This window comes from Pedobacter sp. Bi126 (assembly GCF_918698245.1).
GTDB lineage: Bacteria > Bacteroidota > Bacteroidia > Sphingobacteriales > Sphingobacteriaceae > Pedobacter.
In genome coordinates this window covers 43,482-69,136 of the sequence record NZ_CAKKMS010000004.1, presented here as the reverse complement: position 1 = coordinate 69,136, position 25,655 = coordinate 43,482, and the positions used below count along the sequence as shown (strand labels likewise).

Annotated in this window: 22 protein-coding genes and 2 tRNA genes; 19 read left to right on the top strand and 5 right to left on the bottom strand. The window is 37.9% G+C overall.

Annotated features, from left to right (window positions below; translation table 11 throughout):
• Positions 1-148: 148 nt before the first annotated feature.
• From LQ201_RS15145 to LQ201_RS15125, 5 genes are all read left to right on the top strand, one after another.
• A complete protein-coding gene (locus LQ201_RS15145; protein WP_230144315.1) occupies positions 149-718 on the top strand; it encodes a pentapeptide repeat-containing protein in 570 nt (189 codons plus the stop codon).
• Positions 719-769: 51 nt separating this feature from the next.
• Positions 770-1,801, top strand: coding sequence for a hypothetical protein (locus LQ201_RS15140; RefSeq protein WP_230144314.1), 1,032 nt, complete (start codon positions 770-772; stop codon positions 1,799-1,801).
• Between the two features lie 4 nt (positions 1,802-1,805).
• A complete protein-coding gene (locus LQ201_RS15135) occupies positions 1,806-2,183 on the top strand; it encodes an iron chaperone (protein WP_230144313.1) in 378 nt (125 codons plus the stop codon).
• A 98-nt stretch (positions 2,184-2,281) separates the two neighbouring features.
• The gene (locus tag LQ201_RS15130; protein ID WP_230144312.1) at positions 2,282-3,622 is read left to right on the top strand and encodes a DUF4419 domain-containing protein; all 1,341 of its coding nucleotides are present in this window, start codon (positions 2,282-2,284) and stop codon (positions 3,620-3,622) included.
• A 122-nt stretch (positions 3,623-3,744) separates the two neighbouring features.
• Positions 3,745-6,036, top strand: coding sequence for a Tex family protein (locus LQ201_RS15125; protein ID WP_230144311.1), 2,292 nt, complete (start codon positions 3,745-3,747; stop codon positions 6,034-6,036).
• A 75-nt stretch (positions 6,037-6,111) separates the two neighbouring features.
• Here LQ201_RS15125 and LQ201_RS15120 read toward each other — a convergent pair whose 3' ends face one another.
• A complete protein-coding gene (locus LQ201_RS15120) occupies positions 6,112-7,179 on the bottom strand; it encodes a mechanosensitive ion channel family protein (protein WP_230144310.1) in 1,068 nt (355 codons plus the stop codon).
• A gap of 147 nt (positions 7,180-7,326) precedes the next feature.
• Here LQ201_RS15120 and pnuC point away from each other — a divergent pair, with 147 nt between their 5' ends.
• The 7 genes from pnuC (at position 7,327) to tsf (ending at position 12,645) form a co-directional block, all read left to right on the top strand.
• Complete coding sequence (gene pnuC, locus LQ201_RS15115) at positions 7,327-7,989, top strand: nicotinamide riboside transporter PnuC (protein ID WP_230144309.1); 663 nt, start codon at positions 7,327-7,329, stop codon at positions 7,987-7,989.
• Positions 7,986-8,951, top strand: a complete 966-nt coding sequence (locus tag LQ201_RS15110) for an AAA family ATPase (RefSeq protein ID WP_230144308.1) — start codon at positions 7,986-7,988, stop codon at positions 8,949-8,951. The genes pnuC and LQ201_RS15110 overlap by 4 nt, the downstream gene beginning before the upstream one ends.
• A gap of 42 nt (positions 8,952-8,993) precedes the next feature.
• Positions 8,994-9,527, top strand: a complete 534-nt coding sequence (locus tag LQ201_RS15105; RefSeq protein WP_230144307.1) for an ORF6N domain-containing protein — start codon at positions 8,994-8,996, stop codon at positions 9,525-9,527.
• A gap of 430 nt (positions 9,528-9,957) precedes the next feature.
• Positions 9,958-10,401 carry a 50S ribosomal protein L13 gene (rplM, locus tag LQ201_RS15100; RefSeq protein ID WP_010602007.1) on the top strand — a complete coding sequence of 148 codons (444 nt, stop codon included), beginning with the start codon at positions 9,958-9,960 and terminating at the stop codon, positions 10,399-10,401.
• Between the two features lie 3 nt (positions 10,402-10,404).
• On the top strand, positions 10,405-10,791 hold the full coding sequence (rpsI, locus tag LQ201_RS15095; RefSeq protein ID WP_029279076.1) for a 30S ribosomal protein S9: 387 nt from the start codon (positions 10,405-10,407) through the stop codon (positions 10,789-10,791).
• An 18-nt stretch (positions 10,792-10,809) separates the two neighbouring features.
• The gene (rpsB, locus tag LQ201_RS15090) at positions 10,810-11,670 is read left to right on the top strand and encodes a 30S ribosomal protein S2 (protein WP_029279074.1); all 861 of its coding nucleotides are present in this window, start codon (positions 10,810-10,812) and stop codon (positions 11,668-11,670) included.
• Positions 11,671-11,799: 129 nt separating this feature from the next.
• Positions 11,800-12,645 carry a translation elongation factor Ts gene (gene tsf / locus LQ201_RS15085; protein WP_108197831.1) on the top strand — a complete coding sequence of 282 codons (846 nt, stop codon included), beginning with the start codon at positions 11,800-11,802 and terminating at the stop codon, positions 12,643-12,645.
• A gap of 194 nt (positions 12,646-12,839) precedes the next feature.
• Here the strand turns inward: tsf and LQ201_RS15080 are convergent, their stop codons facing one another.
• On the bottom strand, positions 12,840-14,045 hold the full coding sequence (locus tag LQ201_RS15080; protein WP_230144306.1) for an FN3 domain-containing metallophosphoesterase family protein: 1,206 nt from the start codon (positions 14,043-14,045) through the stop codon (positions 12,840-12,842).
• 85 nt (positions 14,046-14,130) lie between these two features.
• Between LQ201_RS15080 and nagA the strand changes: the two genes are divergently transcribed.
• From nagA to frr, 6 genes are all read left to right on the top strand, one after another.
• On the top strand, positions 14,131-15,222 hold the full coding sequence (gene nagA, locus LQ201_RS15075; RefSeq protein WP_230144305.1) for an N-acetylglucosamine-6-phosphate deacetylase: 1,092 nt from the start codon (positions 14,131-14,133) through the stop codon (positions 15,220-15,222).
• A gap of 10 nt (positions 15,223-15,232) precedes the next feature.
• Positions 15,233-16,195, top strand: a complete 963-nt coding sequence (locus LQ201_RS15070) for an MBL fold metallo-hydrolase (protein ID WP_230144304.1) — start codon at positions 15,233-15,235, stop codon at positions 16,193-16,195.
• Between the two features lie 55 nt (positions 16,196-16,250).
• Entirely contained in the window at positions 16,251-19,523 is a 3,273-nt protein-coding gene (locus LQ201_RS15065) for a TonB-dependent receptor (protein ID WP_230144303.1), read from the top strand.
• Between the two features lie 139 nt (positions 19,524-19,662).
• Positions 19,663-21,288, top strand: coding sequence for a hypothetical protein (locus tag LQ201_RS15060; protein WP_230144302.1), 1,626 nt, complete (start codon positions 19,663-19,665; stop codon positions 21,286-21,288).
• A 132-nt stretch (positions 21,289-21,420) separates the two neighbouring features.
• The gene (gene pyrH, locus LQ201_RS15055) at positions 21,421-22,125 is read left to right on the top strand and encodes a UMP kinase (protein ID WP_029279061.1); all 705 of its coding nucleotides are present in this window, start codon (positions 21,421-21,423) and stop codon (positions 22,123-22,125) included.
• 39 nt (positions 22,126-22,164) lie between these two features.
• Positions 22,165-22,728, top strand: coding sequence for a ribosome recycling factor (frr, locus tag LQ201_RS15050; RefSeq protein ID WP_230144301.1), 564 nt, complete (start codon positions 22,165-22,167; stop codon positions 22,726-22,728).
• Between the two features lie 52 nt (positions 22,729-22,780).
• Here frr and LQ201_RS15045 read toward each other — a convergent pair whose 3' ends face one another.
• The 3 genes from LQ201_RS15045 to LQ201_RS15035 form a co-directional block, all read right to left on the bottom strand.
• On the bottom strand, positions 22,781-23,797 hold the full coding sequence (locus LQ201_RS15045; protein WP_230144300.1) for a LacI family DNA-binding transcriptional regulator: 1,017 nt from the start codon (positions 23,795-23,797) through the stop codon (positions 22,781-22,783).
• 148 nt (positions 23,798-23,945) lie between these two features.
• Positions 23,946-24,090, bottom strand: a tRNA-Asp gene (locus LQ201_RS15040).
• A 72-nt stretch (positions 24,091-24,162) separates the two neighbouring features.
• Positions 24,163-24,279 (bottom strand) — tRNA-Asp (locus LQ201_RS15035).
• A 156-nt stretch (positions 24,280-24,435) separates the two neighbouring features.
• Here LQ201_RS15035 and LQ201_RS15030 point away from each other — a divergent pair.
• Positions 24,436-24,912 (top strand): Lrp/AsnC ligand binding domain-containing protein, encoded by a 477-nt coding sequence (locus tag LQ201_RS15030; RefSeq protein WP_025145395.1) that lies wholly within the window; start codon positions 24,436-24,438, stop codon positions 24,910-24,912.
• The last annotated feature ends 743 nt before the right edge of the window (positions 24,913-25,655 follow it).

The following is a 25,655-nucleotide window of genomic DNA, read 5'->3' as shown; positions in this document are numbered from 1 at the left end:
CTTTCCCGTAGGGCACACCAAAAAGTATTTCCATTTCTGTCAGGTTTAGTGAACCATGGCCTGTATAAGAAACACAATTCAGTTTCCTGCTCAAAGCAAAAAAAAAGCGTGATAATTTTTATATTCGTTGCACAAAGAAACTCCTTCCATGTCCGAATACATAGCCGATCAAACCTTCGAAAAAGCCGATTTTACCTCACGGGCACTCCCAAAAGCAGAATACGAAAACTGTAAATTCATCAATTGTGATTTCTCCAGTTCAGATTTAAGCGGCGTTAAGCTTTTAGATTGCGAATTTATCTCCTGTAACTTAAGTCTGGCAAGCCTTACCAAAACCTCATTTATTGATGTAAACTTTCAAGACTGTAAAATGCTTGGATTAAGATTCGAAAACTGCAATGATTTTGGGCTGGCATTTGGTTTTAACAACTGCAAACTCGATCATTCTTCTTTCTATAAATTAAAACTGAAGAAAACAGATTTCAAAAATTCGCAATTGCATGAGGTTGATTTTTCGGAAAGTGATCTAGCCAATTCAACCTTCGATAATTGTGATTTATTAAACGCAACTTTCGACAGGAGCATTCTCGAAAAAGCAGATTTTAGAACAGCTTATAATTACTCTATAGATCCGGAAAAAAACAAGGTCAAAAAGGCGAAATTTTCACAATCCGGACTTGCAGGGCTATTGCACAAATATGATATAGATATTAAATAATGATATATAAAAGGTCTGTAATTTACTATATTAGTCTATCTATATTACAAAATGAGACCATTAGCTTATTTTCTCTGTTTATTCCTATCTGGCATCTCAACCTATGCCCATAGCGGATATTTTTCTGTTAAGAACATAAAAAACAATAATGGCTTTTCATTTCCAATTGTTTCTGGCCGTAATGGTTCTTCGGCTTCAAAAAAGATCAATCAGTTATTGCAAATTTCTGAATTGGAGATTTTAAGAAAATCGTCAGGTCAAAATATTTTCAAAAAAATCAGCACTAACAACAATGGTCTTTATGGTGGTAAAGTCTCCATTTCATATGCTATTCAAACCAATAGCAGTAAATTGCTCTCCATTAAATTTAATCAGGCCAGTTGTGGCATGACCTGTCATTATTGGGTCCGTTATTATAATTTCAATGCCCAAAATGGCGAACTCCTTCAATTAAAGGACATGTTTACCGAAGCCGGGTATCGAGAATTCTATAAAAAAATTGCAGAGAAAAGAATCAAACGACTCAGAGAAGAAATAAAAAAGCTCGATAAAGCAGAGCAGGCAGATTTTAAAGAAATCGAAAGTTATTATGGCGATGACGATTTAAATGATTTTTACATCAAAAATGGCAACCTATACATTGATGGCGATAACAGTTTTCATAAAAACTTAAAATTCTCGGGAATCGAAACAGTTTGTGCATTTAAAAATGCAGAATTCAAGAAATTTTTAAATCCGTATGGGAAATCTATTTTTAATCTTAACAATCAACCTATAAAAGAATTTCATTCAAAATCCTTACCGCAATTGTATACAGGAAAAATTGCAGGAAAAAATGTATTAATGGTTATAAATAAGGGCTATAAAAATGAGATCAGTGCCGAATATGTATATCTAAGGTATGGCGATGGTATATTCTTGACCGGACAATTAAACGACACAACATTGTCGCTATCGGAAAAGAACAGAGATTATAAAGATGTTGGCTTTATCAAAGCTGAATTTAAAAACAACCAGATCGAGGGCACTTGGATGAGCAAACAAAAAGATAAGATTTACAAAGTATCCTTAAATAAAATCTAAATTTATGGAACAGCCCAAACCAGAAAACATTGATCAATACATTGCTAATTTCCCAATAGAAACGCAAAAGCTATTACAGCAAATCCGTGAAACTATATACAAAACCGTACCAGAAGCCAAAGAAGTAATCAGTTATGGCATGCCAGCCTTTAAACAAAACACGGTGCTCGTTTATTTTGCGGGTTATGCCAAACACATTGGCTTTTATCCAACCGGTTCAGGAATTGAAGCATTTAAAGAAGAATTTGCCCAGTATAAATGGAGCAAAGGAACTGTACAGTTTCCTTTAGACAAACCTTTACCGCTAGACCTGATTACCCGAATCACCAAGTTTAAAGCAGAAAGGGATTTAGAGAAGGTCAAAAACAAAAAATCCAAGTAGTTCTGGTTTCCTATCTGGGAAAAATGGAGGTATAATTATGGAAAACAGTTCAAAAAAGCATCTGTTTAGTAAAATCTTACTAAACCGACGCCAAACAGATGAAAAAAATACTTTTACTCCTAGTCATCTTTATCTCTACCAAATCATTTAGTCAGAAAGCAACAGTTGTAGAAATTGAAACACTTTCGAAACCAGCAAAGCTACTTCCAGTTGTTCCTACTTCGGAAATACTCAAAGTGTTGAAAGCCGATGTAGAAAGAAACGTTGAAAATCTACCCGACAGTTTGGTTTATTATGGTGAGCACCCTTTCCTAACGGGCATTTTAAATTCATATATAGATCACAGGCCGTTTGTGATTTCTCCCGATATTTTCTGGTTATTGATCAGCCAGGGTTTTGCCCGGCATATCACTCAAAATACAGAAGAACTCAGGTCGCAGATGGTAAACTTTGAGGGTAGAAAAACCTTGACGATTGTTTCAAATAAAATCCAGATTGGCAATCCTCAATCAGATTGGGCATCAATTTTCCCTCAGTTTAATGAACAGATCAACGATTATACAGGCAAAAAATTGGTTGGTATTTTAACTTCCGATTTTACTACAACTACACCAACTTCAAAAATTGTGAGCCAGGTTACGATTATGGAAGCCGTAAAATCTTATTTCGAATTTAAGGTGATTATTATTGGTTGTGGAATTCCGAAAATCACCATAGAAGGCACAACCCACGATTGGAAAAAATTACTGGAGAAAACAAAACATCTCTCTCAGTATAAATTAGAGTGGTGGACAAATGAGCTCATCCCAATTCTCGAAGAAATTATTGCCGCAAAAAAAGGAAAAGTAAATAAGGATTTCTGGATGAACATGGTAAAATACCATACCGAAAAGAAATATGGAACCGTAAATACAATCGACGGTTGGATTGTAAAGTTTTTCCCTTACACCAAAGAAGGAAATAAAACAGGTTTAAAGCCGATTACGAGTGTAAACAGTTTGGCTTCTGAAATTGTAAAAGTTCCATTTATTCTAAAAGATGATGAGCACCATACATCAAACAATATGGAAATCTGGGCTGGCTTTATCGGCCTTTCTCAAAACAATAAAGACTTTGCCATGAAACCAGAAATGAGCTGGGCGATCATCAATAAAAACAGTGCTCCTTCTGAAACTTCTGTTTTCGACAATAAAACGCATGCTGATGATCTTTCCATGAGCAATATCAATGAAATTCCGAAAGCCTTATATAAGTTGGAAAGTATTGGTTCACTTAGGATCAAGTTCACTAAAAATATTGTTATCCCCGATGAACTTAGTAAAATCAAGATCAGAAGCTTAAATTTAGATGGGAAAATTACTGAGGTGGAAACACAGCGGATTTTAAAACTTTTTCCAAACAGTTGGCTGATCATAAATGACAAATCAGTCGATCATTGATAAATATATCTACCATTTTTTAAAACTTACTCACAAATTTCGGTGGAAAACTTCATTTTAAAAATCCTGAAATCCCGCAAATCCTGATTAGCTTTGCTTCCTTTAATTTTTACCTTTAGGATATGTTAACCCACCATAAAATAATTGCAGCCGAATTAAAAGTTGCAGAAAAACAAGTAACGGCAACCATAAATCTGTTAGATGAAGGTGCAACTGTACCCTTTATTTCGCGTTACCGTAAAGAGGCCACAGGCAGTTTAGATGAGGTTGAAGTAGCTGCAATCCGTGATCGGGTTTTGCAGTTGCGCGATTTAGACAAGCGCCGGGAAGCGATATTGAAATCGATGACCGAACTTGGCAAATTAACTCCCGAACTGGAAAAAAAGATCAACGAAGCCGAAACCATTTCACTTTTAGAAGACATTTACCTGCCATTTAAACCTAAGCGTAAAACCCGGGCATCAGTTGCAAAAGAGAAAGGATTAGAACCTTTGGCTTTGCAGATATTTGAGCAAAATGCTTTTGATTTAGAGGCATCAGCTGATAAATTTATCGATACTGAGAAGGGTGTAAATTCACTTGACGAAGCTCTAGCTGGCGCAAGGGACATCATAGCCGAAATGATTTCTGAAAATGTGGAGGCGCGGACCAAAATGCGCACTTATTTTCAGGAAAAAGCTGTTTTTAAATCAGAGGTGATCAAAGGAAAAGAAGAAGAAGGCATTAAATATAAAGATTACTTCGAATGGAGCGAGCCGGTTAAAACAGCTGCATCACACCGTGTTCTGGCTATGCGCCGTGGTGAGAAGGAACTGATTTTAAGATTAGATGCCCTTCCACCAGCAGAAGATGCCATTGCTATTTTAGAGAACCAGTTTATTTTAGGCAATAATGCGGCTTCAAAGCAGGTTCAGCAGGCTTTAGAAGATGGCTACAAACGTTTGTTGGAACCGGCCATGGAAACCGAACTTCGTGTATTTACCAAACAGAAAGCGGATGAAGAAGCCATTCGGGTTTTTGCGGAAAATGCACGTCAATTGTTATTGGCAGCTCCAATGGGGCAAAAAAATGTACTGGCTATCGATCCGGGTTTCCGTACCGGTTGTAAAGTGGTTTGTTTAGATAAACAAGGTCAATTGTTAGAGAATACAGCCATTTATCCGCATACCGGACAAGGGAATGTGAAAAATGCGGAATTTACTATCCAACAGCTCTGTGAAAAACACAATGTTGAAGCCATTGCCATTGGTAATGGTACAGCAGGAAGAGAAACTGAAGCTTTTGTTCGTGCGTTAAATTTACCGCACATCACCATTGTAATGGTTAACGAAAGTGGCGCTTCTATTTATTCAGCATCAGAAGTGGCCAGAGAGGAATTCCCTACACAGGATATTACCGTACGTGGAGCGGTTTCAATCGGCCGCCGTTTAATGGATCCATTGGCAGAATTAGTAAAAATCGATCCAAAATCCATCGGTGTTGGTCAATACCAACATGATGTTGATCAGAATAAATTACAGGCAAGTTTGGATGATACGGTAATCAGTGCAGTAAATGCTGTTGGCGTAGAATTAAACACGGCCTCAAAGCAGATCTTAGCCTATGTTTCTGGCTTGGGTCCAACTTTAGCACAAAATATTGTAGACTATAGAAATACGCATGGTGCTTTTAAAAACCGTGAAAGTTTGAAAAAAGTACCTCGTTTGGGCGATAAAGCCTACGAGCAGGCAGCAGGCTTCTTGCGCATCCGCAATGCAGAAAATGTTTTGGATACGAGCGGTGTTCACCCGGAACGTTATGCCGTAGTAGATAAAATGGCGAAAGATCTTGGCACTACCGTTTCCGCTTTAATGAAAGATCCGCAACTACAAAAACAGATTAAACCACAGCAATACGTAACCGAAGAAATCGGCTTACCAACATTAACGGATATTTTAAAAGAACTTGCAAAACCCGGCCGCGATCCACGTGAACAGTTTGAAGCTTTTAGCTTTACCGATGGCGTAAACGAGGTTTCAGATTTAAGGGTGGGTATGAAGCTCCCAGGAATTGTAACCAACATCACCAATTTCGGTGCCTTTGTTGATATCGGCGTACATCAGGACGGCTTGGTTCACACTAGTCAGCTGGCTAACCGCTTTGTGGCTAACCCAAATGATGTGGTTAAAGTACACCAAAAGGTAGAAGTTACGGTAATGGAAGTTGATGCAGCACGCAAAAGGATTTCACTATCGATGAAAACTGAAGCCAGCCCGAAGCCGGAAGTCCGTAATCGGGAATCTAAGGAGCATAAACCTAAACAAGATTTTAAACAGAATAACAGTAAATCCAATTTCAAGCCACGTAATGAGCCTAAAGACGCTGATGGCGATCTGCAGGAAAAATTAGCAAAGCTGAAAGGGATGTTTAAATAATTTCCATCGATTGTCGTACTGAGCCTGTCGAAGTATTTAAGGAATCTTCGACAGATTCAGACTGACATGTATAAATTACTGTTTCTTAAACTCTAATCTTTGCTTCGGTAAGCTTTCAGGATAATTTCTTTGAATAAACGAAATCATAGCTTCCCTTACATGGCAGCGTAAATCGAAAGCCCTTGAAGAATTAGAAGCACTCATCAGAAATCGGACTTCGATGGCACCGTCTTTTGTACTATCGGTAACCTGTACCACATTTACGCGCTTGTCCCAAAGCGGATTAGCATCCAATAATCTGGATAATTCTTGCCGCATCGGTTCAATAGGGATCGTATAATCCAGATATAAGAAAACCGTTCCGAGCAGATCGGCAGAAACACGGGTCCAGTTTTGAAAAGGCTTTTCGATGAAATAAGTAATCGGTAAGATTAACCGCCGTTGATCCCAGATATTAACCACCACATAGGTTAAAGTAATCTCCTCTACCTTACCCCATTCGCCTTCCACAATCAAAACATCATCAATCCTGATCGGTTGGGTAAAGGCAATCTGAAAACCGGCCAATAAATTTCCGAGCGACTTCTGTGCTGCAAAGCCTATAATAATTCCGCCGATGCCCACCCCGGTAAGCAGCCCTGCTCCGATTTTGCGCATACTTTCAAAGCTCAATAAAATAATAGCAGCAGTAATTAAAATAATAAGCGAAATAATAAACTTTCGAACAAACTGTAACTGTGTTCTGATTTTTCGCTCTTTTAGGTTGTTTTCTTTGTTTAGATCATATTTCAGGTAGAAATAATCTTCCAAAACGTTAATTGTCCTCACCAAAATAAGCGCAAAAGTAATCGTCAGGGCAATTTCTAATATCTTGGTTATTGGAAGACGATATGTTGGCACCATCTCCATCAGCGTTAATGAGAAGTTAAGGAACAATAAGGGAATAAAAATAGCTACAGGTCTCCTCAAATGCTTTACTGTCGATTTTATAATGATAAAATCCCACCAACGCGAAAGCAGGATGAAAGTTTTGTGAATGATGAACTTGATTAAAATACCAAGAGATACCGCTATTAATCCAATAATGAGGTTCTTAAAAAACAAAGGAATTGGATAACCGAAAATCTGGTCGATATACTGCATAAACGAAATTTGTGGTTAATAAATACGGCGATCAGCCTATGGATATTCTTATAACAGCTATATTTTTGGATTGTTTGCCAACAGAAAACCAAGAGCCGCAAATAAATTATTTACATTAGCATTTTGTAGATCTTCAAAAAAGAAAAGATGGATTTTTTCGATGCCAAAAGTATATTTTTCACGGTTCTTGAATATAAAATGAGCTACCTGGAATTCTTCGCGGTAATTACGGGGATTATTTCAGTTATTCTTTCAGCAAAAGCTAGCATTTGGAGCTGGCCCGCTGGCATTGTTAATGTATTTTTATCAGCCTTTTTATATTACCAAAACCAGCTCTACCCCGACATGTTTTTGATGGCTTTCTTTTTTATAACCAACATTATGGGCTGGTGGCGATGGACAAATCCAAAACCGGAAGAAGAAGACAAAAACAAAGAGCTTAAAATTAGTTTTATGCCTGTAAGGCAGTTTTTAATCTTACTGGCGATAGGTATTGTTGGCACATTGCTGATGGGTACTCTGGCCAGTCAGCTCCACAATTGGCTTCCACTACTCTTCAACCTGCCAAGTGCTTATCCTTTTGTCGATTCATTTATTTTTGTAATGAGTGTAATTACCACTTTTCTAATGATCCAGAAAAGAGTAGAATGTTGGATTATCTGGTTGATCATCGATGTAGTGGCTACTTACCTGTACTTTTTAAAAGGCATCAAGTTTATGGGGGTAGAATATGTCATCTTCACCATCATTGCAGCTTTTGCATTGTGGCATTGGATAAAAGAATATAGAAGCTATACTAAAACGGCATGAAAAGAGGCTTAGTGATTGGCAAATTTATGCCGATTCATAATGGGCATATTGCATTGATTAACTTCGCTGCTTCCCAATGTGATGAGCTGATTGTATCAATGAGCTTTACTCCTGAGGACAAGATTGATCCGGTTTTACGTTTTGAATGGATCAAAGAGATTTTTAAGGATCAACCAGGCATCAAACCAGCCATTATTGCTGATAATTTTGATGATGAAACCCTGTCTGTAAATGAAAGGACAAATATTTGGGCAATCAGGATGCGGGAGGTATATCCAAAAATTGATATTCTTTTTAGCTCCGAGTTTTATGGAGAACCATTTGCCTTCAATTTACAAGCGGAACACATCTTATTTGACGAGCTAAGAAAATCCATCCCCGTTTCAGCAACCCTAATCAGAAACCATCCGTTTCAATATTGGGAATTTATTCCAAAAGAAGTCCGACCATATTTTGTAAAGAAGATTTGTTTCTACGGACCAGAAAGCACAGGAAAATCGACAATGGCCGAAAAAATGGCTATACATTATCAAACTACCTTCGTTCCGGAAGTTGCGCGCGAATTAATTACCTCGAACGATATTACTGTCGATGACATTATCAAAATTGGGACAGCACAAACTGAAAGGGTAAAAGAAAAAACCAACAGCGCCAATAAGATTGTTTTTTGCGATACCGATTTAATTACTACAAAGATATACTCGCGATATTATTTAAATGAGATTCCGGATATCCTAAACGATCTTGAAAATGAAATCAAATACGATTTATATTTTCTGCTAGATATTGATGTAGAATGGGTAGCCGACCACCTCCGCGATTTTGGAAACAGGCGGCTGGAGATGTTTAAGCTTTTTAAGGCAGAGCTAGAAAAACGTGGAATAGACTACATTCAAATCAGTGGTAATTATAGAGAGCGGGAAGAAATGATCAAAAAGATTATAGATTCAATTTTGGTTTAAAGAATCTATTTTTTGTATCTTCAATTCAAATCCAAAAATGATATGACAGCTAAACAAGTGCTTCCTATCATCCCTGACAATATTGTAGTTAATAAAATTTACGAGCTAAGAGGTCTTAAAGTGATGCTCGATAGCGACCTAGCGGAGCTATATGGTGTAGAGACTAAACGCCTCAATGAGCAAGTTGGCAGAAATCCAGATAGATTTCCCGAAGATTTCATGTTTCAACTTAATGATGAGGAATGGTTAAACTTGAAGTCGCAATTTGCGACTTCAAGTTGGGGAGGAAGAAGAAAACTCCCGTTTGTTTTTACCGAACATGGCATACTGATGCTTTCGAGTGTATTAAATAGTAAGCAAGCGATTCAAGTGAATATTCAAATTGTAAGGATTTTCTCCCGCATCCGTCAATTTATTATTGATAATGGCGAGCTCAAACTTGAAATCGAAGAAATTAAAAAAACGCTGAATAATCATGATAAAAATATCGAGTTGGTTTTCACCTACCTGGATAGACTCATCGATAAGAAAATTGGGCCAAGGAAAAGGATTGGTTATATGCCCGATGATTTGTGATATTATAGCATTAAATATTTATGCACTTTACTCCTAACCTTTAATAATTGTACCAGCCCGGTTTTTTAAACAGGATTGTAGCGATATCCTTTTAAATTTGCATTGGCTCCGTTCACTATGTCATTCTGAGGCACGAAGAATCTGCAACCGATGAAGACTAACACCATATCATCAGCACTACAGAAGTTTTTAAAAGATTTAGCGTAAAGCCAGACTGGAGCCAATCAAAAGAATTTCTGGTTTTGCTTTTCACAACCTCAAAAAAGATACAGCTTATTAGATGCTGAAATAAATTCAGCATGACGATCGAAAGGTAAAAATCCAAAACTTTTTTTCAATCAACTATTTGATAATAAAAGTATTCTATCTATCTTTGCAGTCCCAAATTTAATGGGAATAATAAATTGTTTAATAAATTAAATACAAGCAAGTGAATACGTTAAGTTACAAAACTGTCTCGGCCAATGCGAAAACTGTTAACAAACAGTGGATTGTTGTTGATGCGCAAGGCGAGATTTTGGGGCGCTTGTCATCGAAGATCGCTATGATCATCCGTGGTAAAAACAAGCCTGAGTACACCCCACACGTAGATTGCGGAGATAACGTTATCGTTATTAATGCAGACAAGGTTAAATTGACAGGAAACAAATTCAGCGAAAAGCAATATGTTTCTTATACTGGTTATCCAGGTGGTCAACGTTTTATTTCTCCTAAGGAGTTAATGGCGAAACACCCTCAACGTGTAATCGAGAAAGCGGTACGCGGTATGCTACCGAAAACTAAATTGGGTAAAAAATTATACACCAATCTTTTTGTGTATGCAGGTGAAACTCACCCTCATGCGGCTCAATCTCCAAAAACCATTAAACTTTAAGAAATGTCAGTTACTAACACTTCAGGAAGAAGAAAAACAGCTGTTGCACGTATCTACTTAAAAGATGGTGCTGGCGCAATTACCGTTAACGGTAAAGATCACAAAGTATATTTCCCAACTTTACCCTTGCAATATATCGTAAACCAAAGTTTAGAAGTTTCTGAGCTTGTAGGTCGTTATGATATCACTGTAAATGTACAGGGTGGTGGAGTAAAAGGACAAGCAGAAGCTGTTCGTTTAGCTATTGCTAAAGCGATTGTTGAACTAGATGCGGAGAAAAAACCTGCATTACGTGCTAAAGGACTAATGACGCGTGATATGCGTATGGTTGAGCGTAAGAAACCAGGACGTGCTAAAGCTCGTAAGAAATTCCAATTCAGTAAACGTTAATCACAGGAGGCAAAGACAATGGCAAGAACAACTTATCAAGACTTATTGGATGCAGGTGTACACTTTGGTCACCTTACCCGTAAATGGAATCCAAAAATGGCTCCTTACATTTTCATGGAGCGTAATGGAATTCACATTATAGATTTAAATAAAACTTTAACTAAAACTGAAGAAGCTGCGGCTGCGATTAAACAAATCGTAAAATCAGGACGTAAAGTATTATTTGTTTCAACAAAAAAACAAGCAAAAGGAATCGTAGCTGAACAAGCTAAAAAAGTAAACATGCCTTTCGTAACCGAACGTTGGTTAGGTGGTATGTTAACTAACTTTGCTACTGTTCGCAAGTCAATCAAAAAGATGTCTAACATCGATAAAATGACTAAAGACGGTACTTATTCGATCTTATCTAAAAAAGAGCGTTTAATGATTCAACGTGAGCGTATTAAATTAGAATCACTTTTAGGTGGTATTGCTGATTTAAACCGTTTACCTGCAGCTTTATTCTTAATTGATGTTAAGAAAGAACACATTGCAGTTACTGAAGCGTTAAAATTAAACATCCCTACTTTTGCGATGGTTGATACTAACTCTGATCCTTCTAACATCGATTTCCCTATCCCGGCGAATGATGATGCTACCAAATCAATCTCTTTAATTACTGATGTAATTATCAAAGCTATTGAAGAAGGTTTAGATGAGCGTAAACGCGAAAAAGATGATGAAGCTGAAAAAGAAGCAGTAGCAGCGAAAGTTGCAGCTGATGCACCTGAATCAAAAGAGCCTAGAGCAGCTGGTGAAAAAAGACCAACTACTAAAAAGGTAACTGCTGAAGCAGAAGTTGAAGCTCCTTCATCAGAAGAAACTAAAACAGAAGAATAGTAATATTTTTTAATTGCAGGTTACTGGTTTCAGGTTTTAAGTTGGCTTAACATGAGTTTAACTTGGCACTTGTAACTTGTAACCTGTAATTGTTATAACAAGATTGTAAAATTTAAAAAAGGAAATAAAATGTCTACAGTACAAATTACTGCCGCTGATGTAAATAAACTACGCCAACAAACTGGTGCTGGTATGATGGATTGCAAAAAAGCATTATTAGAAGCTAATGGCGATTTCGAAGCTGCTGTTGATTTATTGCGTAAAAAAGGTCAAAAAGTATCTGCCGCTCGTTCTGGTAATGCTACTTCTGAAGGCCTGGTATCTATCAATGTTTCAGCGGATGGCACAAATGGTAAATTAGTTGCTTTAGCTTGTGAAACTGAGCCGGTTTCTAAAGTTGAAGATTTCCGTAACCTGGCTCAGGCCGTTTTAGCTGCTGCAGTTGCCAACAATCCTGCTACTACTGAAGAATTATCAGCGATTACTTTGGAAGATGGACGTACAGTTGCCGAAACCATAACTGAACTAACCGGTAAAATCGGAGAGAAAATCGTTATTCAAGAGTATGCAAATATATCTGGCGAGAAAATCGTTTCTTATATCCACTCTAATGGTAAAATGGGTGTTTTAGTAGTATTTGAAGGCGCTAATGGTGCAGATATTACCGAAGCTGGTAAAGATGTTGCGATGCAAATTGCTGCAATGAACCCAGTTGCTGTTGATAAAGACGGTGTTGATCCTGCTACTATCGAACGTGAAATCGAGATTGCTAAAGACGTTATCCGTCAAGAAGGCAAACCAGAAGAAATGGTTGAGAAAATTGCTGCTGGTAAATTGAATAAATTTTACAAAGACAGCACTTTATTAAACCAGGAGTTTGTTAAAGATAGTTCTATCGATGTGCGTAAATATTTAGATAACACTTCTAAAGGTTTAACGGTAACGGCTTTCAAACGTGTACAATTAGGTGCATAAGCACTTATGAATCATATTAAAAAGTCCTGATTTTCATCAGGACTTTTTTTATGCCTTATATTCCAATAATTTCCGTCATCTCGACTGAAACGCAGTGAAATGGAGAGATCTATCAAGCTAGATTTAGCTTCGCGGGGCATTCGTGGTTCTCGACTACGTTACACTCCGCTCGAAATGACGACCAGTTATCCACCCTACTTTCTAAGTGCAGTATAAGCGCCTACTTCCTTACCCGAATCATCGATCATACTCGCCACAAGTTTATTTCTATCTGCTTTTATTTTGGTAATTGTTCTTGTTCCTGTCCTTGGCCCACCAGCGATTATTAAAGGGTAATGGTTTAATGCTTTATCAGGCTGATGCACCATGTACTTATGGGTATGACCACTTAAAACCAAGTCTACTTTACCCTGATTCAACAATGGCTCAAATAGTTTAGTGCAATGTTTTGGTCCATGTGCATCGCCCGAAAAGCGTGGTGGAATATGCATCAATACTACTCTAAATGGTGCTCTTTTAAATTCCTTTGAATTTATTTCTGTTTTCAGCCATTCAGCCTGTTGAGCTCTATAATCATCAAAATCTACAATACCGGCATATACTGGATGTGCGTCTTCTTTATCTTCACCAGTGTCTAAAATTACAAAGCGAACAGGCCCTAAGGTAAAAGCTGCATGGCCAACATGCATATAATACTGCGGAAATTCACGTGCAAATTTACCACGTGTTTCGTGATTGCCCCTTACGTAGATAAAAGGTGTATGCTTTGCAAAATTATCTACACAGGGTTGCAGCATATGTTCGATAATCTGTTTCTCATCGGTTTGATAATCGAATATATCTCCATTAAAGAAAATAAAGTCCTGCTTCTTATCGGGAACAAGCGCTAACAATTGAGGGATTGATTCCGGGCGATCGTGCGTATCATTCATCATTAAGAACGAAACCTCATCTTTCGCTCGGTCTGCATTCACAAATTCTTCAACAGCACTGCTTACCGTTACGCCGTAGGTTAATTTGTAAGGCTGGAAATCTTTAATTTCTTTCGAAACAATTTTGTAATAATATTTTGTTCCTGGTTTTAAATTTTTGAGCGTTACGGCATTTAACTTGCTATTAGCCTGCATTAAACCCAATTCGGCCTTTCCATATACTTTTTGGCCAAGCTGATCTGCCTGTTCTCCAAATTCTACCCAGCCAGCAGCATTTTTATTGGTTAACCAAAGAATGGTCATCGAGTTATTAAAATTGGTTTGGAGATAAGGGCCTACTGCAATTTTAAAACCCTCTTCCTCAGCGGGTACATCTGCAATCGCCATTGCTGGAGCTACCAAAGTAGTAGCACCTAAAGTTAGTCCGGCCTTTAAAAAACCCCTTCTATTAGACTGATTTTCATTCATTTGGTTATTTTATCTTATTACCCAAATATATAGCTACAATATTTAACTTTGACCGTGTAAGATTAAATTTACTCAAACGTTTGATATGCCTAAAGTAATTTCCAATATCTCCTATTTTAAGGGCAACGATTTAAAAAAAAATCAGAACATCATAATTAATGGCGCTCTAATTTCCAATATTAAGGAAAGCGACAACAAAGAAACCAGCCATTCGCTCGTTGTACCAGGTTTTATAGATTTACAGATTTATGGTGCTGGCGACAGGTTATTTTCAGCCGAGCCAAGCACTGAATCGTTAAGCATCATGGAAAACGATCTGCTTAAAAAAGGTACTACAGGCTTTTTAGCTTGTATGGCAACAAATTCTCCTGAAGTTTTTGATGAATGTATCAAAGCAGCTAAAGAACACCGTACAGCTGCAAAAAATTTCTTGGGGCTACATTTAGAAGGGCCATTTTTAAATCCAAAACGCTTAGGTGCCCATGTTCCGGCCTTTGTACGAAAGGCCTCGTTAGATGAAATTAAGAAATTAATTGATTTTGGTGATGGCGTAATTAAAATGATGACCATTGCCCCAGAACTGCAGGATGACGAAGTGATCGAATATTTGTTAGCTAACGGAGTATTGGTTTCTTTAGGGCATAGTAATGCGACCTTCAATGAGGCAACGGCTGCTTATAACAAAGGCATCCAGACCACTACACACCTTTTTAATGCCATGAGTCCTATCCATCACCGCGAACCGGGTATCCCGACCGCTGTTTTTAGCCACGACAAAGCTATGGCCAGCATTATTGCCGATGGTCAGCACGTAGATTTCGAAGTGGTTAAGTTTGCCCAAAAACTTTTAAAAGAACGTTTGTTCCTCATCACCGATGCGGTTACTGCTTGTTCAACAGGGCCGTATCAGCATGTTCAAAAAGGCAATAAATATGTTATGCCTGATGGTACACTTTCCGGCTCATCGCTCACGATGTTAGAAGCTGTTAAAAATTGTGTATCACATTGTGACATCAGCTTAAATGATGCAATAAAAATGGGAACGTTATACCCCGCCAAATTAATTGGGATCGAAAATCTTACTGCAGCGATAGAAACCGGACATCAGGCAAACTTATTGGTACTTGACGATGACCTGAATTTAAAAGAGGTCATATTTAAAGGCGAAACGATATAATTAATTTAACATGTTCAAAAAAATCCTCGCAGCGATAATATTCTTATCAGTTTATACCAGTAATTCTTGGGGACAAGAAATAGGTACTGCTTTTACAATAATACCCCTTGGGGTGAAGGGCGGAGATGATGAGAGTAATTTATCCTCTTATATGATTGCTCCAAAAGGCAGCGAAAATTATGTTTGTTTAGATGCAGGCACCATAAATGCCGGTATTCAAAAGGCCATAGAATATAAATCATTAAGCGGAATAAGCGAAGAAATTCAGCGAAAACAGATTAAAGGATATTTGATCTCACATGCACATTTAGATCATGTAGCAGGTTTGATTATCAATTCACCAGCCGATACATCCAAAAACATCTACGGAATACCTTCGGTACTGAATATTTTGAGGGATAAATATTTTACCTGGGATGCCTGGGCCAATTTTGCAAATGAAGGCGAAAAACCACAACTAAAAAAGTACACCTACTCACCACTTAATGAAGGTGAAACTTATCCGCTTGAAGGAACGGAAATGAAAGTAAGGGCTTTTGAGCTAAGTCATGGCAATCCCTATAAAAGCACTGCTTTTTTGATCAGTCACAATGATAGTTATGTATTGTACCTTGGAGATACCGGTGCAGATGAAATTGAAAAATCGGATAAACTTGCCAACTTATGGCAAACCATATCTCCGTTGATTAATAAAGGCCAATTAAAAGCCATCTTTTTGGAGGTTTCTTTCCCAAATGAACAGCCTGATAAACAATTATTCGGGCACCTTACACCAAAGCTTTTTTATAGTGAAATTGGCAAACTTAAAAGCTTAACAGATGGTAATGCCATTAAAAAAGTTTCTTTCATTGTAACCCATATTAAACCCCCGCAACGTAGCGCCGAAAAAATAAAACATCAATTACTTACCGAAAACGCGCTGAATTTAAACTTAATATTTCCTAAGCAAGGGAAACTGTTAACCATTAATTAATATAAATGTAACATTAGCTACAGTAAGTCGGAGTATTTTTGCTTAAAAATTACTCATGAAAAAAACCTTACTTCTATTTACAACATTTCTATTTTTGATACTCCTAAAAATAGATGCTGTTGCGCAAAATGAAACAACAGCCTCTATAAATGGAATGGTTGTCGATGCTAAAGGGCCAATTAGCGGGGCTACAGTTATTGCCATACATGAACCGTCAGGTTCGAGATATGCCACTTCTACCCGATCGGATGGCCGTTACAATTTACCAGCCATGCGTATTGGTGGCCCTTACTCCATTACCGTTTCATTTATTGGCTTTAAAAATCAGACACAACGTATTGAAAAATTGGCCCTTGGCCAAAGTTCTACTTTAAATGTATCTTTAAGTGAAGACGCCAGTAATTTATCAGAAGTTACGGTATCAGGAAAACAAAGTAAAGTTTTTAACTCGGGAAGAACGGGTGCATCACAGAATATATCAAGAACAGCAATTCAAAATTTGCCAACTTTAAACAGAAGCTTTACCGATTTTGTGAAGCTTACCCCTCAGTTCTCTTTACAGTTTGGAAGCCCAAGTATTGCGGGAAGAAGTAACCTGGCCAACAATTTTACGGTTGATGGAGCGCTGTTTAATAATGCATTTGGCTTACAGGGTACCATTGGAAGCCAAACAAGTTCTCAACCGATAAATATGGACGCCTTCGAAGAAATTACAGTAAATATTGCACCATATGATATTCGTCAAAGTGGTTTTACAGGTGCTGCAATAAATGCGGTAACCAGGAGTGGTACAAATGAATTTCAAGGCTCTTTAAATACTTACTATAGAAATCAGGACCTAGTAAGTGATTACAACTATGCTGGATTAAAGGTGCCGGTAACCAATTTTAGCCTTAAAGGTTATGGGTTTACTTTAGGCGGACCGATTATTAAAAATAAATTATTCTTTTTTGCCAGTGGAGAATTGGAAAGAAGATCAGATCCAGGAACTGGATTTTCAGCTTCAAGGGGTGGAAGCACAGGACCAAATATATCTCAGGCAAAAGGCGAAGACTTAGATAAGTTAAGTTCTTTTTTACAAACACTTGGTTACGATCCGGGGGCTTACGAAAATTATGCTTTAAAAACCAGGAGCGATAAACTATCTGCCAAATTAGACTATAATATTGATGATAAAAACACTTTAAGTTTAAAATATTTCTATTTCAGATCTTATAAAGATATTTTGCCAAGTAATAGCGGTGCTCCAAAAAATAACCGCCAGCCATCGCAGTTGGGCCTTCCTTTTCAATCGGCAGGATATGGCATAAATAACAACATGGATAACGTTAATCTTGAGTTTAGAACACGCTTTAACAATAAATTCTCTAATCAGTTAACTGTTGGTTACAACAGCATGAACGATTTTAGAGAATCAAAGGGTAACAAACCTTTTCCACTTGTTGATATTATGAATCCTGATGGAAGTTCGTATACTGCTTTTGGCTACGAACCTTTTACTGCTTTTAACACCTTGAAAACTAAAGTTTACCAGATCACAGATAATTTTAATATCTATGCAGGCCGCCACGAAATAACATTGGGCGCCAATTATGAAGGCTACAGAACGCTTAACGGTTTCGCTCCCAACTATTATGGTGCCTATACCTTTAACAGCCTTGCCGATTTTTATAACAGCGCCAATAATGGTGTATCGAATGCAACGAAATACCAGGTCCAATATTCGGTTATGCCTGATGGATCATTCCCTTATGCAGAAATCCAGTCGAATATGTATGGCTTGTATGCGCAAGATGCTTTTACGGTTAACGATCAGTTAAAATTAACCCTTGGCTTACGTGCAGATTTAACCAGCGTTTCTTCACCAGCATCACTAAGCAACCCAAATGTAGAAAAGCTGACTTTCGAAAATGACGAAAAAATTGATGTGAGCAGGTTTCCTAAAAGTTCTATTTTATGGTCTCCGCGTTTAGGCTTTAACTGGGATGTAAACCATGCCGGAAAAACACAAGTACGAGGCGGTACCGGGCTATTTACAGGAAGACCTCCACTGGTTTGGGTATCTAACCAGGCCAGCAACAATGGTGTTCAATTTGGTTCAGAATCGATTAACAACCCAACCAACAGACCATTTACCCCCAACGTAGATGCTTATAGAAATGTAAATAAGGCTACAGCAGCAAACAACACTGCCTACAATCTGGCAGTAGCCCAACAGGATTTTAAATTTATGCAGGTTTGGCGTTCAAATTTGGCTGTTGATCAGAAATTGCCTGGCGGTATAACCGGAACAATCGAAGCGTTATATTCAAAAGACATTAATTCTGTTTATTTCCGCAATGTGAATTTAAACACTTCGGCATATACCCTTTTAAAAGGCGCTGATAACCGCCCAAGATACACCAGCTCAAGGATTTATGGTTCAGCAACCCCTACTCCTGCAAACCCAAATATTTCTGATGCAATTGTAATGACCAATACCAATAAAGGCCATAGTTTAGCAATTACAGGAACATTATCAAAAGAGTTTGCAGGTGGCCTTTTTGCAACTGCAGGTTATACTTATACCGATTCGAGATCAGTTAATGATGGTGGCTCTATTGCTCAAAGTATGTGGAGAGACCGTCAGGTTTCTGGCAGCCCGAATACAGATGCACTTTCTTATTCAAGCTATATGGTTAAAAACCGCTTTATTGCCTCTGTTGTTTACAGAAAAGAATACATCAACCACTTAGGTACAACATTCTCTATGTTCTATCAACTACAGGATGGTTTTAGATATTCCTATACTTATGGAAACGACTTAAACAATGATGGTTTAAGCGGAAACGACTTAATTTATGTTCCGGCAAATAAATCCGACATTGTTTTGGTACCAGAAAATGCTGCTGATACCCGCACACCTGATCAGCTTTGGGGTCAATTAAACAGCTACATCAGTCAAGACAATTATCTTAACAAAAAAAGAGGCCAGTATGCAGAAAGAAATGGCCTTGTTGGTAATGTAATCGGTACGCTTGATATTCGACTAGCACAAGATTTATTCGCAAGCCTGAAAGGTAAAAAGCATTCTCTTCAGCTTACTTTTGATATTTTCAATTTCGGAAATATGATCAATAAAACCTGGGGAGTTCCAAAATTTGCCAATAGGGCTAACGGACTCCTTAACTTTAAAGGAGTGGATGCAACATCAGGTAAGCCTACATTTTCTTTCCCTTACCTAAATGCAGATAACAGCGTGCCTTTGGTTAATACATTTTCAAGCAATATTGATGAAACTGCCCGTTGGAGAATCCAATTTGGGTTAAAATATAGATTTAATCAATAATTTTTAAAAATCAAAAAATGGCTGGATCGGATAACGATTCAGCCATTTTGGATAAAAAGGGATAATGTAAATGTAACAAGCCGGCAATAATTGCTTAACATAATTAAAGTAGGTTTAATATCTTCAATCTATCAATATTATGAAAAAACAATTTAAATTAACAGGCTTCGCTTTAATAGCGTTTGCTACATTATTAAGCTTTAGCGCTTGTAAAAAACAAGATATTGAAACCAGCCAAAACGCTTTACCTAAAGTAAAAGTATTGGGTCTCTCTGCTTCAAATGCTACACTCACGGCACAAACTTTAGAAAATTTTGAGGTAGGCTCAACCAGTCCTAAAACGGCTTATGATGTTTCTCCTTCTGGCTCAGCAGGTGGAGATGACATTACACTTAGCGGAAAGTCATGGAATTTTTTCGATGCGTTAATCGGAAATCTTGCTGCTGATAAGAAAAATGGTTCATGGTCTGCCCGTATCCGTAACTCGGGAAAAATTACGATGCAGTTTGATATTGCAGCCGGCATTAGTTCGGTAAGCATTCAACATGCTACTTATGGCACCGATGCCGCCAGTCAATGGGGTTTATGGTATTCAAATAATGGTGGAAGCAGCTGGACCCAGTCGGGCGCCAATATAACTAGTACGTCAACTTTACAAATACAATCTTTCAGCCTAAATCTTACTGGAAATGTCCGCTTAGAAATCAGAAAACTTTCAGGTGCTTCAAACAGAATAAACTTTGATGATATTACCATTAATGATAACGGTGGTGGTACCGATCCAGGTACAAATCCTGTACTTACGGGCAAGAAGTTTTTATTTGATGCTTCAAAATTGGAAAATGCAGGTAGTGCCGATTGGCAGATAGATGCAGATGGTACAGAAAGCGTTCCGGGTTATCAAGGAGGAACCTCTGTTGAACTTAAAGCACAGAGATTTCCTACACCCTCATATACCGGTATAACTGCTTCAACTCCTGAAACCTACTGGAAAGGCGCCATGTCTGCCTGGGCCGTAGAATTGGTAAAACGTGGCGAACTGGTAGAAACTTTGCCAGGCGGCACTGCGATTACTTATGGCAATACCGCTAATCCCCAAGATTTAAAAAATTACGATGTTTACGTGGTTATTGAACCGAATAAATTATTTACTGCCGCCGAAAAAACGGCAATTATGAATTTTGTGGCCAATGGCGGCGGTTTAATGATGGTGGCCGATCATACTGCTGCAAGTACAGCCGGAACAGATGCAAATGGTTATAATCCTTCAGACAGAGATGGCGATGGCTACGATTCTCCAAGAGTTTGGAATGATTTGATGAGCAATAACGGCATTAACAACAACAAACCTTTCGGCTTCAATGTAGATTATGTTGACATTAGCGAAAAACCAAGTACAAAAGTTTACTCTGGAACAAGTACCAGTGCCAATCTGGTTTTAAATGGTGCTGCCGGAAATGCTTCAAAATTAGCTTTCTATAATGGTACAACTGCAACCTTGTTTCCGACAGAAAATTCTACAGTACAAGGATTATTTTGGAGAATGAGCAGCACATTAGGAAGTAATAATGGTGTAATGGCATTAATTTCGACATATGGAAGTGGAAGGGTAGCCTTTGTTGGCGATAGTTCGCCTTCTGATGATGGAACCGGCGATACGAACGATAATTTATTTAATGGTTGGTCTGGTGATGTACCATCTGGATACACCTCTCATCCAGCTTTGCATTTAAATGCCTCATTATGGCTTGCTAAAGCACAATAATTAATCCATTAACAGAAGGGGTGATATGAAAATATCGCCCTTTTTTATTTATATACCTAACCTAATTAAATATTTACATCAAATATTAAAACGATAGCCCGTAAGTAAAAAATTGTTAATATTTTTGAGGTCATGAAATACAAACGCATCCTATTAAAGCTTAGCGGAGAATCGCTAATGGGCGACAAACAATATGGAATTGATAATGAACGCGTTAAACAATACGCAGAAGATATCAAAGCCGTACACGATAAAGGTTTAGAAATCGCAATCGTAATTGGAGGAGGAAATATTTTTAGAGGTTTAAGCGCCGAAAAAAGTGGGATGGACAGGGCACAGGCCGATTATATGGGCATGTTGGCAACAGTTATCAACTCTATGGCCCTGCAAGATGCGTTAGAAAAAGTGGGGATTAAAACACGTTTACTTACTGCCATTAAAATGGAGCAGATCTGTGAGCCATTTATCCGCAGAAGAGCTGTTCGCCATTTAGAAAAAGGCCGTGTGGTTATTTTTGGTGCAGGAACAGGAAATCCATACTTCACAACCGATTCTGCAGCAGCTTTACGTGCTATCGAAATCAAAGCTGATGTTGTTTTAAAAGGAACACGTGTTGATGGGATTTACACGGCCGATCCTGAAAAAGATCCGCTGGCCACTAAATACGATGAAATTTCTTTTAGGGAAGTTTACGATAAGGGGCTTAACGTGATGGATATGACCGCATTTACCCTTTGCGAAGAAAACCAAGTGCCGATTATTGTGTTTGATATGAACAAACATGGCAACTTCATGAAAATCGCCAATGGCGAACCTATTGGAACCCTGGTTAAATAAGGAATAAAAATTATTATTTTTGTAGAAATACACACAATTATGAACGACCTCATACAATTACAATTAATGGATGCTCAATCTGCAATGGATAGAGCCATCGATCATTGTGAATCTGAATTAACTAAAATCAGAGCTGGTAAAGCATCAGCTGGAATGTTGGATGGTATTTTCGTGGATTATTATGGCGCAGCTACAGCATTATCACAAGTAGCCAGCATTAATACGCCTGATGCCAGAACAATCGTAATCCAACCTTGGGAAAAATCACTTTTAACTGCGATTGAAAAAGCTATTCAGGTAGCCAATATTGGTATCAATCCACAAAATGATGGTATTGTTATCCGCCTGGTTGTGCCGCCTTTAACAGAAGAGCGTAGAAGAGACTTGGTAAAAAAAGTAAAGGAAGAAGCCGAAAGAGGCCGCATTACCGTTCGTAACATCCGTAAAGATGCCAATACCAAAATTCAAAAACTGAAAGGCGAAGGTGTTTCTGATGACGAGATTAAAACAGGTGAAGGCGAAGTGCAAAAATTAACCGATGCTTATATCATCAAGGTTGACAAACACGCCGAAGCTAAAGAAAAAGATGTAATGACAGTTTAATCTGTATAAAACACAATAAGAGAGGGAATGGACTTAAATCTATTCCCTTTTTTTATTGCTTTGCGCTTGAGCCCCTAACATTTAAGATAGTGGGTAACGACACCTGCATGTTTTCGACAGGTTTTCCTACTTTCTTAAGCTTGTTCAATAAAATTTTCATCACGTTTTCTGCAATCGCCTCAAGAGGCTGTGCAATAGCCGTAACCGGAGGCTCACAAAACTCCAGGATTTCAAAATCATCAAAAGAAACAACAGCCATATCCTTGTGGATCTGAATACCTAGTTTTCTAAAAGTTCTTAAACCGTCTAAACAAATATAGTTGGCTGCAAAAACGACCGCATCCAGCTGTTTCTCTGCTTTAAAAAACTTGATCATCTCCTCAATTGATTCGGCAGAGTTTACATATTTAATCTTTTTCACAAATGCCGGCAAGTTGTATTTTTTTACAGCACTTTCGTAACCCGCCAAGCGGTCTACCATCTGTTGCTGTAAGGTATCGATGGTTACAAAACCTATTTTTTTATAATTATTCTTAATGAGGTGCTCGGTAGCTTCGTAGGTGCTGCTTTGATTATCGATTATTACATAATCTGTTTTAACGTCCTGTACATACCGATCGAATAGTACAACTGGAGCGTCTGTTTGAATCAGTTTTTTAACTTCTTCTTCCAAACCTTCAGGCAAGGCCATTATATAGCCATCAACATGCCTGTCTTTAAAAATCTGCAGCAATTCTATTGCCTTTTCGGTATCGTTTCTAGTACTGCTAAAAAGTATCTTATAACCAAGGCTCGAAGCAATTTCATCAATTCGGCGTGCTATACCCGAGAAAAAAGGTTCAGAAATATCATCAACCAAGAATCCTATAATTTTTGTTTTGCCTGTTCTTAAACTTGTTGCAAGGGTATTGGGCTGATAATTTAATTCAGCAACCAGTTCTAAAACTTTTTTGGTAAGCGATTCGCTAATATTTTTTTCTCTTGCTTTCCCATTAATTACAAACGATACGGTTGTAATAGAAATATTTAATTGTTTAGCGATATCTTTAATCGAAACGCGTTTCTTCATCACAGGCATTGAACGAATAAAATTTTGATTGGTAATATAACAATATATCTATAAATATAGGAGGGTTATGAAAAAAACTAGTCTAAAAAGAAAAAGAGCAACCTATCCAGGATTGCTCAATTAACTAACTTATTATTCATAAAAAATGCTGTTGGGGAAGGAGTCGAACCTTCAAGGGGTAGTTAGCTACAGTTCAAAAAATTAATTTGTGGTCAACCCAATAAACTGCGTTTGTCCCATTATTCCCCACCACCGAGACAAGGAGGCGTGTCTGCCAATTTCACCACCCAACATTTTAAAAGTTAACAGTTTTCAATTTCCAATTCTCAGTTTTTAAACTGCCAACTGTAAATTGCCAACTGAACTGGCTGTAGGGGAAGGAATCGAACCTTCAAGGAGTGGTTAGTACCGAAACCGGTATATTCCCATTATTCTCCGCCACCGAGACAAGGAGGTGTGTCTGCCTGTTTCACCACCCTACATTATGTTATGCAATTTTGAAAGAACGTTTCCTTTTTGTTAATTGCTTGATACAAATGTAAAGGAACAACCAATACCTTGCAAATATTTTAAACATTTAATTTTATTTTTATAATATTGATAAATATTCGTAAATTCGCTTATCATAATTCAAAAATATGCTTAAAAAAGACAATTCCAATTTAGAAATTGACAACCTCGACATCGATATATTGAAACAATTGATGCAGGATGCCACTAAACCTTATACAGAAATCGCTAAAGATCTGATTGTTTCGGGCGGAACGATACACGTTAGGATGAAAAAACTGCAGGAAATGGGGATTATTAAGGGTTCGCACTTAATCATTGACCCGCAGAAGGCTGGATATGATATTTGTGCCTTTTTGGGTATTTACCTGGAGAAAGGAATCCAGTACAAAGATGCAGTTGCACAATTGAGCAAAATTAAAGAAGTGGTAGAATTGCATTATACTACCGGTGCCTACAGTATGTTTGCCAAAATTATCTGCAGGGATACCAATCATTTACGCCACGTTTTAAACGAAGAAATACAGGCCGTGAACGGTATTCAGCGCACAGAGACTTTAATCTCGTTAGAAGAGAGCATTAAGCGTCAGATTGAACTGGGTTAAAGCACAAAGACTAAAGGTAAAAGACTAAAGCAAAAAGATTTCATTTAAGAACACGAAGCTTAAATGATCTCATATGCCTTATATGGTAAAACGCTATTGGTTATTCTTAATAATCAGGAAATGAACGCTGAGTGGGATTTCGGGAATAGTAGTCCCGTTATTCGCTATAGCCGATGAAGAATCGGGCTGCCGCTACTACCGGGTTTAGGAACAAAGGTCAATGCAATAAATAGCAAATTGCCTATCGGCCCCTTCGACTACGCTATTGTTGACAGACTACAATCGAAAAATCGTCATCTCGACCGGAGCAACGCGGAGTGGAGAGATCTTTAAACTAAAGATAAGAGGTAGGTATGCATCGAGCCAAAAATAGCACCACCTAACGAGCCACCTAGACCCGATTAAAGTGAACACGAAGCCGCAGGCAAAGTAAAACGGAAAGCGGGGAAGAAACCAGAATAGCTATACAGACACTGCTCTCCAAACCCAAATAATGATAATATTTTTTTGACAATGCCCTTCGACTACGCTACCATTGACGTTATTTTGCAAATAATTATTAATCAACATTTTAACAAATTTCGCATTTCCATCCAGCTAGGCCATAGTACGGTATCCCCGTTCTACTTAAATCCGGCCTAACAAATTTTTCGGGCTGCACTGCCCAAGCCTACCTGCTGGCTTCGAAAGAAAAATTTTCAGCCGGCAGTTTTTGTTTCTTTTTGATGCCAAAAAGAAAGAGC